Here is a 14214-nt window from a genome sequence, read left to right on the forward strand (position 1 = left end):
TTAACTTGTTCGCTCGAGCCGATCGGGGCCGTAAGCGGTAGGCTCAACCGGCGGAACGGAGGTTGTCCGCTGCCGACTTGCCGGAACGGCGGTCGGCCACGATCTCGTAGGAGATCTTCTGACCTTCGCGCAGCGTGCCGAGGCCTGCACGCTCCACAGCGCTGATGTGGACGAACACGTCCTGGCCGCCATCGTCGGGCTGGATGAAGCCGAAGCCTTTGGTCGCGTTAAACCACTTCACGGTTCCCATGCTCATGGGGGTAGTCCCTTCTCAGATAACACAATGTCAGAGCCCGCTCGCGCGGACAGGTTAGATCGAATTTTGGAAGGGTCGTCAGCGTGTCTGAACCGGCTGTACCGGTGGATGCTAATGTCGTCCGGCCGAAAATCGATTAATTCATTTTATTCGAAACAGAATCCCAAAACAATGCTGACGTGCACGATTTTTTGATCCGCCGTGATGTTCACGGCGGATCAGCATAACAGGTAGGAACTTCAGGTCCGCGCTCGCGCGCTGAGCCTGCCGACTAGCGGCGGCGGAACTGGCCGCCGCGCTGCCCGGGGCGCGGAGGTCCGCCCATCCCGCTCGGACGTTCGTCCTTGTGGCGGAAAATCAGCCGGCCCTTTTCGAGGTCATAGGGCGACATCTCCACCGTCACGCGGTCGCCCGCCAGAGTTTTGATGCGGTTCTTCTTCATCTTGCCGGCGGTGTAGGCGACGATCTCGTGTCCGGCATCGAGCTGCACGCGATAGCGCGCGTCGGGGAGGATTTCGGTGACCAGTCCTTCGAACTGGATCAGCTCTTCCTTAGCCATGAATTTCTCCAGGTCGTGGACGGCTAGTGCGAATGGGGTTTGCGGTTCGGTTGGCCGTTCGGCCGACTCTCGCGGCGCAAAAAGGCAACGCCTTGTATCCCATCAGACGCCCCGGCGCTATGCGCGGAACGCTGTTCCGGACGGCCGTTTGGCGAAGAATGCGCCTTGCCGCCGGTGTGGTCGCGACGAGGGGCCTTCGAAGCCTTCGGGCCACTGCCGGGCCGTGCGTCAGCACGCCTGGCGTCGCCATGCCGTCCCTCGCCGGGTCTTCCGTCGCCCTGCTTGGCGGCACTGTGGTGGCGCCCGTCCGCATGCCTTTCGTCGGCACGGCGACCGTCACCGTGGCGTCCCTCACCAGACCTTGCGCCTTGCGGACGCTGGCCCGGGCGGCCCGGCCGACCCTGTCGTTGCTGCTGCGGGGGAGGGCCCGCATCGCGGCGGCCGGCGTCGGTGCGGCGATCCTCACGCGGCAGCGCCACTTTGATCAGCCGCTCGATATCGCGGAGATAGCTCAGCTCCTCGCCGCCTGCGACCAGTGAGATCGCGGTACCCTCGGCACCCGCGCGCGCGGTGCGACCGATGCGATGCACATAGGTCTCCGGCACGTTGGGCAGGTCGAAATTGATGACGTGGGTGATGCCGTCGACATCGATGCCGCGGGCGGCGATATCGGTGGCGACCAGCGTGCGGATTTCACCGGTGCGGAACTGGGCAAGCGTCCGTTCGCGATGGTTCTGCGACTTGTTACCGTGGATGGCGCTGGCGGGGATCCCCGCCTTCTCGAGTGTCTTAACGACCTTGTCGGCGCCGTGCTTGGTGCGCGTAAAGACCAGGGCTCGGTTGACCTGCTCCTGCTTCAACAGCTGGGCGAGGAACGCCGGCTTGGCGGAGAAGTCGACCTGGATGATGCGCTGCTGGATGCGCTCCACGGTCGAGGAGACCGGGGTCACCGCGACGCGGGCAGGGTCGCGCAGCATGGCGTCGGCCAGCTCGGCGATGTCCTTCGGCATGGTGGCCGAGAAGAACAGCGTCTGCCGCTTGATCGGCAGCTTGGCGACGATTTTGCGGATGTCGTTGATGAAGCCCATGTCGAGCATGCGGTCGGCCTCGTCGAGCACGAGGAATTCGACGCTTCCAAGCTTCAGTCCGTTGCTCTGCACGAGGTCGAGCAAACGGCCGGGGGTGGCGACCAGCACCTCGACGCCCTGCATCAGCGAGCGGACCTGACGGCCCATCGGCACGCCGCCGATGGCGAGGGTCGAGGACAGGCGGATGTGGCGGCCATAGGCATTGAAACTGTCGAGGATCTGGCCTGACAGTTCGCGGGTCGGCGACAGCACCAGGACGCGGGTCGTCTTCGGCTGCGGCTTGATGCGATTCTCGAGCAGGCGGTGCAGGATCGGCAGCGCGAAGGACGCGGTCTTGCCGGTTCCGGTCTGGGCGATGCCGACGACGTCGCGGCCGGTCAGCGCGGTCGGAATCGTCTGGGTCTGGATGGGGGTGGGGGTGACGTAGTTCTCTTCGGTGAGAGCACGAGCGATGGGTTCGGCGAGGCCGAAATCCTGAAACGAAGTCAAAAGGTGGGTTCTTTCCATGTCAAAAGCGGTCGCCCGGCGCATTCGGCGCGGCGCGCGCAAAAGGGTGTCGAGAGGGACACCTGCGTGTTTGGGGTGTCGGATGGCTTGATGGGATGGGGCAAGCCAGACGCCCGTAAGGGCTTAAGAACACGCGGCTCGCAACGGTCTCTGATTCGCAAGAGACCTCGCCCCCCATATGGAACATTGAGGCGGCGCTTTCAAGGCAGGCGCACCACAAATGGCGATCGCGGTGCAGAAATAGTTATGCCGGAAATTTAGCCAGGGGTGGAAATTTGCTTAGAAAATAGCCTGCCTGCCGCATTCGCATACATTTGAATTGCTCAATGTTTAGGCGACGCGGCGATGGCGATGCTTGGTTTTCTGTCGATTTCGCCAGCGAAATCAATGGCCTAATATGTGTCTAATCCATGGCACGGTTCTTGCGAATCCGTTAGTCGCAGGCGGCCGTTGGGGCCGTTTCGCAGCGTTTTTCACGTCTGCGTCAGGGAGATGAGACACTCATGCATAGCAAATCCACTCACGATATAGCGGCGCCATTTAGCCGCCGTGGCGTTCTCGCCGCGACCGCCGGACTGATGCTTGGTCTGGCTTCCATTTCCGGTGCGAAAGCCGCGGACGACACCATCAAGGTCGGCGTGCTTCATTCTCTCTCCGGCACCATGGCCATCAGCGAGACCACGCTGAAGGACACCATCCTCTTCCTGATCGACGAGCAGAACAAGAAGGGCGGCGTCAACGGCAAGAAACTCGAAGCCGTCGTCGTCGATCCCGCTTCGAACTGGCCGCTGTTCGCCGAGAAGGCGCGCGAGCTGATCACCAAGGACAAGGTCTCGGTCGTGTTCGGCTGCTGGACCTCGGTGTCGCGCAAGTCGGTGCTCCCGGTGTTCAAGGAGCTGAACAGCATCCTGTTCTACCCCGTGCAGTACGAGGGCGAGGAGAGCGAGCGCAACGTGTTCTACACCGGTGCCGCGCCGAACCAGCAGGCGATCCCCGCCGTCGACTATCTGATGAAGGACGAGAAGGTGAAGCGCTGGGTGCTCGCGGGCACCGACTACGTCTATCCGCGCACCACCAACAAGATCCTGGAAGCCTATCTGAAGTCCAAGGGTGTCGCCCAGGAAGACATCATGATCAACTACACGCCGTTCGGTCATTCCGACTGGCAGACGATCGTGGCCGACATCAAGAAATTCGGCTCGGCCGGCAAGAAGACCGCCGTGGTCTCGACCATCAACGGCGACGCCAACGTTCCTTTCTACAAGGAGCTCGGCAACCAGGGCATCAAGGCGAAGGACATCCCGGTCGTCGCGTTCTCGGTGGGTGAGGAAGAACTCGCCGGCATCGACACCAAGCCGCTGCTCGGCCATCTCGCCGCCTGGAACTACTTCCAGTCGATCAAGTCGCCGGAGAACGAGAAGTTCATCAAGGCGTGGCAGACCTACACCAAGAATCCGAAGCGCGTGACCAACGATCCGATGGAAGCGCACGTGATCGGCTTCGACATGTGGGTCAAGGCGGTCGAGAAGGTGAAGTCGACCGATCCGGACAAGGTGATCGACGCGCTCCCGGGCATCGAAGCCAAGAATCTGACCGGCGGCACCTCCAAGATGCTTCCGAACCATCACATCACCAAGCCGGTGTTCATTGGCGAAATCAAAGCCAACGGCCAGTTCGACGTGGTGTGGAAGACCCCGGGTCTTGTCGCGGGCGACGCCTGGTCGAAGGAGCTCGACGGCTCCAAGGACCTGGTCGGCGACTGGGTCGGCAAGAAGTGCGGCAACTTCAACACCAAGAGCAACAAGTGCCTCGGTTCGGGTTCCTGATCCGAATCTGACACTCCATTGCACGATCGGAGAAGGCGGCGATCCGGCCGCCTTCTCCACCCTTTTCTGCCGGGGTCTTTCACAGTGCCAGCCAATTTGTCCGCCCGCTTCTGTTCGCTCCTGCTCTCGTTGTTCCTGATCGCGTTCGCACTGCCGGCCTTGGCTGGTCCGTTCGAAGATGCGGTCGCCAAATTCGCCAACGACGATTATTCCGACACGGAAGAAGCGATCGGCGTGGTCGCCAGCAGCGGCAATACGCTGGCCTTTCCGATCATCAGCGCGCTCCAGGACGGCCGGCTGATGGCCGATCCGGACAGCAAGAAGGTTTACGTTACCGGCGCCGACGGCAAGTCGATCGATGCCGCGACCGGTCAGGCCGTGGCCAGCGTGCCCGACAGTGCAAGCGCGGTCCGCCTCAACAACCGCCTGCGCCGCAGCGTCGATGCCGCGATCGGAAGTCTGACGCTGCAGTCACCCGACATCGGAGCGCGGCTCCAGGCCGCGCAATCCGTCTTCAAGTCGCATGAGGAGACGTCGCTCGAAGCCGTCGACGGCGCGCTCGCCAAGGAAACCAACCGATCCGTCAAGGCTGCGCTGGGCGACGCCCGCGCGGCGATCCTGTTGTTCAAGCCTGATGCCACCGAGGTCGAGAAGCTCGAAGCCGTTGCCACCATCAAGGCGCGCGGCGACCAGGAGGCGATGGCGCTGCTCACCGGCATGGGCGACCAGCCGGCCTCGGTGACCAAGGCTGCCGCGAGCGCAATCGGCTCGATCCAGAGTTCGCTCGCGGTCTGGTCGATGGTGCAGAATGCCTGGTACGGCCTCTCGCTCGGTTCGGTGCTGCTGCTTGCCGCGATCGGGCTTGCCATCACGTTCGGCGTGATGGGCGTCATCAACATGGCCCATGGCGAGATGGTGATGATCGGGGCCTACACCACCTTCGTGGTGCAGGAGGTGATCCGCACCCGCTATCCCGGCCTGTTCGACTATTCACTGCTGATCGCGGTGCCGCTCGCCTTCCTGGTGGCGGGCGCGCTCGGCGTCGTGATCGAGCGCAGCATCATCCGCTTTCTCTACGGCCGTCCGCTGGAGACGCTGCTGGCGACGTGGGGCCTGTCGCTGGTGCTGCAGCAGGCAGTGCGCACCATGTTCGGTCCGACCAACCGCGAGGTCGGCAACCCCTCCTGGATGAGTGGCGCGTTCGAGCTCGGCCAGATCACGATTACCTATAACCGGCTCTGGATCCTGGTCTTCACGCTCGCGGTGTTCGTCATTCTGCTCGCGATGCTGCGCTATACCGCGCTCGGGCTCGAGATGCGGGCGGTGACGCAGAACCGCCGCATGGCGGCCTCGATGGGTATCGCGACCTCGCGTGTCGACGCACTGACCTTCGGCCTCGGTTCGGGCATCGCCGGCATCGCCGGCGTGGCGCTGTCGCAGATCGACAATGTCAGCCCCAATCTCGGCCAGAGCTACATCATCGACAGCTTCATGGTCGTGGTGTTCGGCGGCGTAGGCAATCTCTGGGGCACGCTGGTCGGCGCCTTCACGCTCGGCATCGCCAACAAATTCCTGGAGCCGGTCGCCGGCGCCGTGCTCGGCAAGATCGCCATCCTCGTTCTCATCATCCTGTTCATTCAAAAGCGGCCGCGCGGCCTGTTCGCGCTCAAGGGCCGTGCGGTGGAAGCATGACCCCTCACATGCTGACGCGATCGCTGGACCGCAGCGCGACGATCTTCCTTGCCGTCGTCGTGGCCTGCGGCATCCTCATCCCGCTCTCCAACCTGCTGCTGCCGGCGGGCTCGTTCCTGCAAGTGCCGACCTATCTCGTCGCGCTCTGGGGCAAATATGTCTGCTACGCCATTCTGGCGCTCTCGATCGACCTGATCTGGGGCTATTGCGGCATCCTCTCGCTCGGCCACGGCGCCTTCTTCGCGCTCGGCGGCTACGCGATGGGCATGTACCTGATGCGGCAGATCGGCAGCCGCGGCGTCTACGGCAACCCGATCCTGCCGGACTTCATGGTGTTCCTGAACTACTCGAAGCTGCCCTGGTACTGGTACGGCTTCGACATGTTCTGGTTTGCCGCGCTGATGGTGCTGGTCGTACCGGGGCTGCTCGCCTTTTGCTTCGGCTGGCTCGCCTTCCGCTCCCGCGTCACGGGCGTGTATCTGTCGATCATCACGCAAGCGATGACCTATGCACTGCTGCTCGCCTTCTTCCGCAACGATTTCGGCTTCGGCGGCAACAACGGCATGACCGACTTCAAGGACATCCTGGGCTTCAACGTGCAGGCCGAGGGCACGCGTGCTGCGCTGTTCGCGCTGAGCTGTCTGGCGCTGATCGCCGGCTTCCTGATCTGCCGCGCCATCGTCTCGTCCAAGCTCGGCAAGGTGCTGATCGCCGTGCGCGATGCGGAATCGCGCACGCGCTTCCTCGGTTACCGCGTTGAGTCCTACAAGCTGTTCGTGTTCACGGTGTCGGCCTGCATGGCGGGCGTCGCCGGCGCGCTCTATGTGCCGCAGGTCGGCATCATCAACCCAAGCGAATTCGCGCCGGGCAATTCGATCGAGGCAGTGATCTGGGTCGCCGTCGGCGGCCGCGGTACGCTGGTCGGCGCTGCGCTTGGCGCCGTCGTCGTCAACTACGCAAAGACGTTCTTCACCTCCGGCATGCTCGCGCCTTACTGGCTGTTCATGCTGGGCGCCATGTTCATCCTGGTGACGCTGCTGCTGCCCAAGGGCATCGTCGGCACTTTCAACGCCTGGTGGGACTCGTCGAAGGAAAGGCGCGACGCCGCGACCATTGCGAGCGCCGCGGCCGAAGACGGCGTCACCGAACCTAAAATGGCGGAGGAAGCTCAATGAACGTCATGGACACCCGCGCCACCTCCGCAATGCTTTATCTCGACGGCGTGCACGTTTCGTTCGACGGCTTCCACGCCATCAACAACCTCTCGCTGACGCTCGAGCCCGGCGAGATGCGCGCCATCATCGGCCCGAACGGCGCCGGCAAGACCACGATGATGGACATCATCACCGGCAAGACCAAGCCTGACGAAGGCACCGTGCTGTTCGACGGCGTCACCGATCTGACGCGGCTGGACGAGACCCGCATCGCCGAGCTCGGCATCGGCCGCAAATTCCAGAAGCCGACCGTGTTCGAGAGCCAGACCGTGCAGGACAATCTGTTGCTCGCGCTCAATGTCGACCACAGCGTCAAGGGTGCGCTGTTCTGGCGCGGCAGCCGGGCGGAATCCGAGCAGATCGACAAGGTGCTGGAGACGATCCGCCTCACCGATGCCCGCGCCCGTCTCGCCGGTAGCCTCAGCCACGGCCAGAAGCAGTGGCTCGAGATCGGCATGCTGCTCGCACAGGATCCGAAACTGCTTCTCGTCGACGAACCCGTCGCTGGCATGACCGACGTGGAGACGCATCTCACCGCCGAGCTGCTCAAGCAAATCAACAAGACTCACACCGTGATGGTGGTCGAGCACGACATGACGTTTGTGCGCGAGCTCGGCGTCAAGGTCACTTGCCTGCACGAGGGGACCGTGCTCGCGGAAGGCACCATCGACCAGGTCTCGTCCAACGAGCGGGTCATCGAAGTCTATCTGGGGCGGTGAGCGATGCTTGAGGTCAAGGACATCAACCTGTTCTACGGCGCGGCGCAGGCGCTGCGCGGCGTCTCGATCGCGGCCGAACCCGGCAAGGTCACTTGCGTGCTCGGGCGCAACGGCGTCGGCAAGACCTCGCTCCTGCGCGCGATGGTCGGGCAGTACCCGATTTCCTCGGGCGCGATCGTGCTCGACGGCAACGATATCACGGGTCTGAAGCCCTATGAGCGCGCGCGCAAGGGCATCGGCTTCGTGCCGCAGGGGCGCGAGATATTTCCGCTTCTGACGGTCGAGGAAAATCTCAAGACCGGCTTCGGCCCGCTCAGGCGCGAGGACAAGCACATTCCGGACGACGTGTACTCGCTGTTCCCGGTGCTGCAATCCATGCTCGGCCGGCGCGGCGGCGATCTCTCCGGCGGCCAGCAGCAACAGCTCGCGATCGGGCGCGCGCTGGTGATGCGGCCAAAGCTGCTGCTGCTCGACGAGCCGACCGAGGGCATCCAGCCCTCGATCATCAAGGACATCGGCCGAGCCATCTCGTATCTGCGCAATCTCGGCAACATCGCCATCGTGCTGGTCGAACAATATCTCGACTTTGCCTGCGAACTCGGCGACAGTTTTGCGGTGATGGATCGCGGCGCGGTGAAGTTCACCTGCGACCGCTCCAATCTCGACGCGAGCGAAATCAGCCGCCAGATGGCGCTGTAAGCCATTCTGCCGCGACCGGCTGGGGAGGCGGATGCGCAGCGACGTTTTAGCGACATCTTCGGTGTTCGACGCCAACCGCGCCCGCGGCGCGGTGCGCTTCGACGTCCACGCGCGCGACGGTGTGACACGTCGCGGGATATTGCATGAGTCCGGCTCCCTGCGCGTGCGCTTCCCTTCGCCGGAGGACGAGGGTCTCTCCGGTGTGTTCGTCAACACGGCCGGCGGCGTTGCGGGCGGCGATCGTTTCGACATCGAAATCGCGGCCGCAGATGGCTCGAAGCTGACGCTGACGACGGCAGCCGCGGAAAAGGTCTACCGCGCGCCAGCGCAGGCGGCGGAGCTCAATATAACGCTGAAGGTTGCCGCAGGCGCACATCTCGGCTGGCTGCCGCAGGAGACGATCCTGTTCGACCGGGCGCGCGTTCGGCGCCGCTTCGACATTGACCTCGATGTGACTGCGTCGCTTCTGCTGTGCGAAATCGTGGTGTTCGGCCGTACCGCCATGGGCGAACGAATGGAGCAAGGCGAGTTCGTCGACCACTGGCGGCTGCGTCGCGGCGGCAAGCTAGTGTTCGCCGAGACCGTCAGGCTCGACGGCAATATCGGCGCAAAGCTTGCGCGATCGGCGGTGGCCAAGGGCGGCGCTGCGATCGGCACGGCGCTGATCGTGCCCGGCGACGAGGCCCTGATCGAGCGTCTCCGCGAGGCCTCGGAATCCTTCGCCGGCGAGGTCGGGATATCCGCCTGGAATGGCTTTGCAATGGCACGGTTCTGTGCCCAAGATGCGGCGCGCTTGCGCGCCGACATGATGGCCGTATTGGCGCGCACCGGTGCGGCGCTGCCGCGGCTCTGGTTGAATTGACGAAGTGAACGGAAGAGATTTCGCATGAACCTGTCTCCCCGCGAAAAGGACAAGCTTCTGATCTCGATGGCGGCGATCGTGGCCCGCCGCCGGCTGGATCGCGGCGTCAAGCTCAACCATCCGGAGGCGATCGCGCTCATCTCCGATTTCATCCTCGAGGGTGCGCGCGATGGCCGCACCGTCGCCGAGCTGATGCAGGCGGGCGCGCAGGTCCTCACCCGCGAGCAGGTGATGCCGGGAATCCCAGAGATGATCCACGACATCCAGGTCGAGGCGACCTTTCCGGACGGGACCAAGCTCGTCACTGTGCACGAGCCGATCAGGTAGGAGAGAAGCATGATTCCCGGCGAACTCTTCATCCAGGACGGCGAGATCGAGCTCAATGCCGGCCGCAAGACCGTGACGCTGACGGTCGCCAACACCGGCGACCGCCCGATCCAGGTCGGCTCGCACTATCATTTCTTCGAGACCAACCCGGCGCTGAAGTTCGATCGCAAGAAAGCCCGCGGCATGCGCCTCGACATCGCCGCCGGCACCGCCGTTCGCTTCGAGCCGGGCCAGACCCGCGACGTTCAGCTCGTCGCGGTGGCCGGTAAGAAGACCATCTACGGCTTCCGCGGCGACGTGATGGGGAAGCTGTGAAATCCACAGGAACGAGCGTGGCGCGCCACGGTTGAGGCGAAAACGGAGGACTTTGCCATGCTGTCACCTGTCCGCCTCATCTCCGAAGCCGCCGAACTCGCCGCGCGCCGCCACAACGGCATGGCGCGCAAGGGCCGAGGTCATGAGCCTTACATCAACCACCTCGCCGAGGTCGCGAACCTGCTTGCGACCGCGACCGACGGCGCCGACGCCGAACTCGTTGCCGCCGGCTGGCTGCATGATGCGATCGAGGACACCGACACCACGCGCGAGGAGCTCGCGCAAAAATTCTCCGACCGTGTCGCGTCGCTTGTCGAGGAATGCACCGACGATATGAGCCTGCCGAAGCCGGAGCGGCGGCGGCGTCAGGTGCTCGACGCACCGAAGAAATCGGCTGGCGCCAGGCTGATCAAGATCGCCGACAAGATCAGCAATATCGGCGCGCGCGTACATTCCGATCCGACGGCCGAGGAACGTGACGATCTCGTCGATTACACCGACTGGGCCGAGCAGGTTGTCGCCGGTTGCCGCGGCGGTAACTCCTGGCTGGATACGACATTCGACGACACGGTGCTCACAGCGAGGACCTCGCTGTGAGCACCGATCCAAAATTCAAACGCAAACGGGGCTTGTGATGTCCGTCAAAATAAAGCGTTCCGTCTATGCCGACATGTTCGGCCCGACCACCGGCGACAAGGTGCGGCTGGCCGACACCGACCTCATCATCGAGGTCGAGAAGGATTTCACCACCTACGGCGAGGAAGTGAAGTTCGGCGGCGGCAAGGTGATCCGCGACGGCATGGGCCAGTCGCAGGTCACCAACAAGCAGGGCGCGGCGGACACCGTCATCACCAATGCGCTGATCGTCGATCACTGGGGCATCGTGAAGGCCGACGTCGCGATCAAGGACGGCATGATCGCTGGCATCGGCAAGGCCGGCAATCCCGACATCCAGCCCGGTGTCACCATCATCATCGGCCCCGGCACCGACGTGATCGCGGGTGAAGGCAAGATCCTCACCGCCGGCGGCTTCGACAGCCACATCCATTTCATCTGTCCGCAGCAGATCGAGCACGCGCTGATGTCGGGCGTCACCTCGATGCTAGGGGGCGGCACCGGTCCGTCGCACGGCACGTTCGCCACCACCTGCACGCCGGGGCCTTGGCACATGGGGCGGATGATCCAGTCGTTCGACGCCTTCCCGGTCAATCTCGGCGTCTCCGGCAAGGGCAACGCCTCGCGGCCCGCGGCGCTGGTCGAGATGATCAAGGCCGGCGCCTGTGCGCTGAAGCTGCACGAGGATTGGGGCACGACGCCGGCCGCGATCGACACCTGCCTGTCGGTCGCCGACGACTACGACATCCAGGTGATGATCCACACCGATACGTTGAACGAATCCGGCTTCGTCGAGGATACCATCAAGGCGTTCAAAGGCCGCACCATCCACGCCTTCCACACCGAGGGCGCCGGCGGCGGTCACGCCCCTGATATCATCAAGGTCGCGGGGCTGAAGAACGTGCTCCCGTCGTCGACCAACCCGACGCGGCCCTTCACGCGCAACACCATCGACGAGCATCTGGACATGCTGATGGTGTGCCACCACCTCGACCCCTCGATCGCGGAAGATCTGGCGTTTGCCGAAAGCCGCATCCGCAAGGAGACCATCGCGGCCGAGGACATCCTGCATGATCTCGGCGCGCTCTCCATGATCTCCTCGGACTCCCAAGCCATGGGCCGCCTCGGCGAGGTCATCATCCGGACCTGGCAGACCGCCGACAAGATGAAGAAGCAGCGCGGCTCGTTGCCGCAGGACAAGGGCAAGGACAACGACAATTTCCGGGTCAAGCGCTACATCGCCAAATACACGATCAATCCCGCGATCGCCCACGGCGTTTCGAAGCTGATCGGCTCGGTGGAGAAGGGCAAGCTCGCCGATCTCGTGCTGTGGTCGCCGGCCTTCTTCGGCGTCAAGCCGGATTGCGTCGTCAAGGGCGGCATGATCGTCGCGGCTCCCATGGGCGATCCCAACGCCTCGATCCCGACCCCGCAGCCGGTGCATTACCAGCCGATGTTCGGCGCCTTCGGCAAGGCGCGCACTGCGTCTTCTGTGGTGTTCACCTCGAAGGCCGCGATCACCGGTGGCCTCGCGCGCAAGCTCGGCATCGACAAGAAGCTCTATGCAGTCCAGAACACCCGCGGCAGGATCTCGAAGAAGAGCATGATTCACAACGACGCCACGCCCAATATCGAGGTCGATCCGGAGACCTATGAGGTCCGTGCCGACGGCGAGCTTTTGACCTGCGCCCCCGCCGAGGTGCTGCCGATGGCGCAACGATATTTCATGTACTGAAATAGCGCCTCAACGCATGTCCCAGGAATATGTCTTGGTCGCATATCGGAGACAGCTTTTCCGGTTTTGCGTTCGATCCCGCCTGGTCTAAGGTCCCGCCCGGTATCTGAAGCCCAGAAGAAAAGCCGGGAGGATTTCTCGTGATCTATGTCGTCGCCACCTTGACCATCAAGCCTGAAACGCGCGCCGAATTCATTGCAGCCGCCACCGCCTGCATCAAGGAGACCCGGAAAGAGCCCGGCAATATCGCCTATGATCTGCATGAGAGCGTCACCGATCCCGCCAAGATGGTGTTCGTCGAGCAGTGGGAGAATGCCGAGGCGCTGGTGCCGCATCGCGCCATGGAGCACATGAAGACCTTCGGCCGCGTCGCGGTGAAGTGTTTTACGGCGCCGCCGAAGATCGAAGTGATCACGCCCGAGAAGGTCGAGACACGGTAACGGGGTAAAAGCGCATGATCCGGGCGACGCAGGTCAGGGGACAACACCGCTTCGCGGAAGCGCCGGCGGATACGGTCGTGCTCGATTTCGACGATCGACACCGCCGCCGCATGGCGATGACGGGGACGCGGGGGCTCGAGTTCCTGCTCGACCTGGAGAATGCCGTCGCACTGCGCGGCGGCGATGCGCTGGTGCTGGAGGACGGCCGGCTGGTCGAGGTGGTCGCCGCGCCCGAGCCGCTGCTCGAGATCCGCGGCCACGATCCGCACCACCTTATTCGCGTCGGCTGGCATCTCGGAAATCGCCATCTGCCGACGCAGATCATGGCCAAGGGCCTGCGCATCCGCCGCGACCACGTCATCGAAGCCATGGTGAAGGGCCTCGGTGCGCGCGTGATCGAGATCGAGGCGCCGTTCGATCCCGAGGGCGGCGCCTATGCCGATGCCGGTCATGCGCATGGACACGACGACCATGCGCATCACGATCATGGCCACGATGATCATCATGGCCACCACCATGATCATGCCGCACATGGCGACGGTCACGATCACCATCACCACGACGAGCATTGCGATCACCCCGATCATCACCACGGCCACAAGCATGCTCATGACCACAAATGAGCCGGTCGCGGCCCGCGACCTCGCGGAGCGCGAGGCGGCGGCGCTGTACCGGTTGATGACCTGGCTGTCGCCCGCGTTTCCCGTCGGGGGCTTTTCCTACTCCAGCGGCATCGAATGGGCGGTCGAGGCCGGCGACATCACCGACACCGCGTCGCTGGCGGACTGGCTCGATGCGATGCTTCGCGACGGCTCGGGCTTCTGCGATGCGACGTTTCTGGTCCACGCCTATCGCGCCACTGAAGCGGGCGAGGGCGACACCTTGAGCGATATCGCCGAGCTCGCCGCGGCGTTCGTGCCCTCGCGCGAGCGGCAGCTGGAGACGACATCGCAGGGCCGTGCCTTTATCGATATCGCCCGCGCCGCGTGGGATGCCGACGGGCTGGATGGCATGGTTGCGGCATGCCGGACGCCACTGGTCTATCCCGTTGCCGTTGGCGTGGTCGCCGCGATGCACGGCGTGCCGCTGGCGCCGACGCTGCACGCCTTCCTGCATGCGCTGGTCTCGAACTGGGTTTCCGCGGCCAGTCGGCTCATTCCGCTCGGCCAGACCGACAGCCAGCGCGTGCTGGTGAAGCTGGAAGCCGCGGTTGCCGCGACTGCGAATCGTGCGCTGAATGCGACGTTGGACGATGTCGGCGGCGCGACGCTTCGCGCCGACCTCGCCAGCCTGCGGCACGAGACGCAATATACGCGGCTGTTCAGATCTTGATTGCGGCCAGTACACTCCGCAGCCGCCA

The 14214-nt window shown here is 63.9% G+C and carries 16 protein-coding genes; 13 read left to right on the plus strand and 3 right to left on the minus strand.

What is annotated here, in order from left to right:
- Positions 1-43: 43 nt before the first annotated feature.
- From IVA75_RS19475 to IVA75_RS19485, 3 genes are all read right to left on the minus strand, one after another.
- The gene (locus tag IVA75_RS19475; protein ID WP_007599788.1) at positions 44-256 is read right to left on the minus strand and encodes a cold-shock protein; all 213 of its coding nucleotides are present in this window, start codon (positions 254-256) and stop codon (positions 44-46) included.
- Between the two features lie 271 nt (positions 257-527).
- Positions 528-815 carry a translation initiation factor IF-1 gene (infA, locus tag IVA75_RS19480; RefSeq protein ID WP_007599789.1) on the minus strand — a complete coding sequence of 96 codons (288 nt, stop codon included), beginning with the start codon at positions 813-815 and terminating at the stop codon, positions 528-530.
- A gap of 23 nt (positions 816-838) precedes the next feature.
- Positions 839-2434: a DEAD/DEAH box helicase gene (locus IVA75_RS19485; protein WP_247283633.1), complete on the minus strand. Its 1596-nt coding sequence runs from the start codon at positions 2432-2434 to the stop codon at positions 839-841.
- Positions 2435-2913: 479 nt separating this feature from the next.
- On the opposite strand from IVA75_RS19485, the gene urtA reads away from it, so the two are divergent.
- The 13 genes from urtA to IVA75_RS19550 all read left to right on the plus strand — a co-directional run bounded on the left by urtA (position 2914) and on the right by IVA75_RS19550 (position 14186).
- Positions 2914-4236, plus strand: coding sequence for an urea ABC transporter substrate-binding protein (gene urtA / locus IVA75_RS19490; protein WP_027570208.1), 1323 nt, complete (start codon positions 2914-2916; stop codon positions 4234-4236).
- A gap of 84 nt (positions 4237-4320) precedes the next feature.
- Positions 4321-5928 (plus strand): urea ABC transporter permease subunit UrtB, encoded by a 1608-nt coding sequence (urtB, locus tag IVA75_RS19495; protein WP_247283643.1) that lies wholly within the window; start codon positions 4321-4323, stop codon positions 5926-5928.
- Positions 5925-7103 carry an urea ABC transporter permease subunit UrtC gene (urtC, locus tag IVA75_RS19500; protein ID WP_247283646.1) on the plus strand — a complete coding sequence of 393 codons (1179 nt, stop codon included), beginning with the start codon at positions 5925-5927 and terminating at the stop codon, positions 7101-7103. Before urtB ends, urtC begins: the two co-directional genes overlap by 4 nt.
- Positions 7100-7861 (plus strand): urea ABC transporter ATP-binding protein UrtD, encoded by a 762-nt coding sequence (gene urtD, locus IVA75_RS19505; RefSeq protein WP_247283666.1) that lies wholly within the window; start codon positions 7100-7102, stop codon positions 7859-7861. The genes urtC and urtD overlap by 4 nt, the downstream gene beginning before the upstream one ends.
- A 3-nt stretch (positions 7862-7864) precedes the next feature.
- Positions 7865-8560: an urea ABC transporter ATP-binding subunit UrtE gene (urtE, locus tag IVA75_RS19510; RefSeq protein WP_007599806.1), complete on the plus strand. Its 696-nt coding sequence runs from the start codon at positions 7865-7867 to the stop codon at positions 8558-8560.
- A 31-nt stretch (positions 8561-8591) separates the two neighbouring features.
- A complete protein-coding gene (locus IVA75_RS19515) occupies positions 8592-9422 on the plus strand; it encodes an urease accessory protein UreD (RefSeq protein WP_247283678.1) in 831 nt (276 codons plus the stop codon).
- Positions 9423-9446: 24 nt separating this feature from the next.
- The gene (locus IVA75_RS19520) at positions 9447-9749 is read left to right on the plus strand and encodes an urease subunit gamma (RefSeq protein ID WP_027570212.1); all 303 of its coding nucleotides are present in this window, start codon (positions 9447-9449) and stop codon (positions 9747-9749) included.
- A 9-nt stretch (positions 9750-9758) separates the two neighbouring features.
- Positions 9759-10064, plus strand: a complete 306-nt coding sequence (locus IVA75_RS19525; RefSeq protein WP_007599812.1) for an urease subunit beta — start codon at positions 9759-9761, stop codon at positions 10062-10064.
- Between the two features lie 57 nt (positions 10065-10121).
- Positions 10122-10661: an HD domain-containing protein gene (locus IVA75_RS19530; protein ID WP_247283681.1), complete on the plus strand. Its 540-nt coding sequence runs from the start codon at positions 10122-10124 to the stop codon at positions 10659-10661.
- Positions 10662-10698: 37 nt separating this feature from the next.
- Entirely contained in the window at positions 10699-12414 is a 1716-nt protein-coding gene (gene ureC / locus IVA75_RS19535) for an urease subunit alpha (protein ID WP_247283689.1), read from the plus strand.
- A 140-nt stretch (positions 12415-12554) separates the two neighbouring features.
- The gene (locus IVA75_RS19540) at positions 12555-12854 is read left to right on the plus strand and encodes a putative quinol monooxygenase (protein ID WP_007599815.1); all 300 of its coding nucleotides are present in this window, start codon (positions 12555-12557) and stop codon (positions 12852-12854) included.
- A 14-nt stretch (positions 12855-12868) separates the two neighbouring features.
- Complete coding sequence (locus IVA75_RS19545) at positions 12869-13477, plus strand: urease accessory protein UreE (protein WP_247283691.1); 609 nt, start codon at positions 12869-12871, stop codon at positions 13475-13477.
- On the plus strand, positions 13458-14186 hold the full coding sequence (locus IVA75_RS19550; RefSeq protein ID WP_247284107.1) for an urease accessory protein UreF: 729 nt from the start codon (positions 13458-13460) through the stop codon (positions 14184-14186). Before IVA75_RS19545 ends, IVA75_RS19550 begins: the two co-directional genes overlap by 20 nt.
- The last annotated feature ends 28 nt before the right edge of the window (positions 14187-14214 follow it).

The sequence above is a fragment of the Bradyrhizobium sp. 134 genome, from assembly GCF_023074155.1.
In the GTDB taxonomy this organism is placed as follows: domain Bacteria; phylum Pseudomonadota; class Alphaproteobacteria; order Rhizobiales; family Xanthobacteraceae; genus Bradyrhizobium.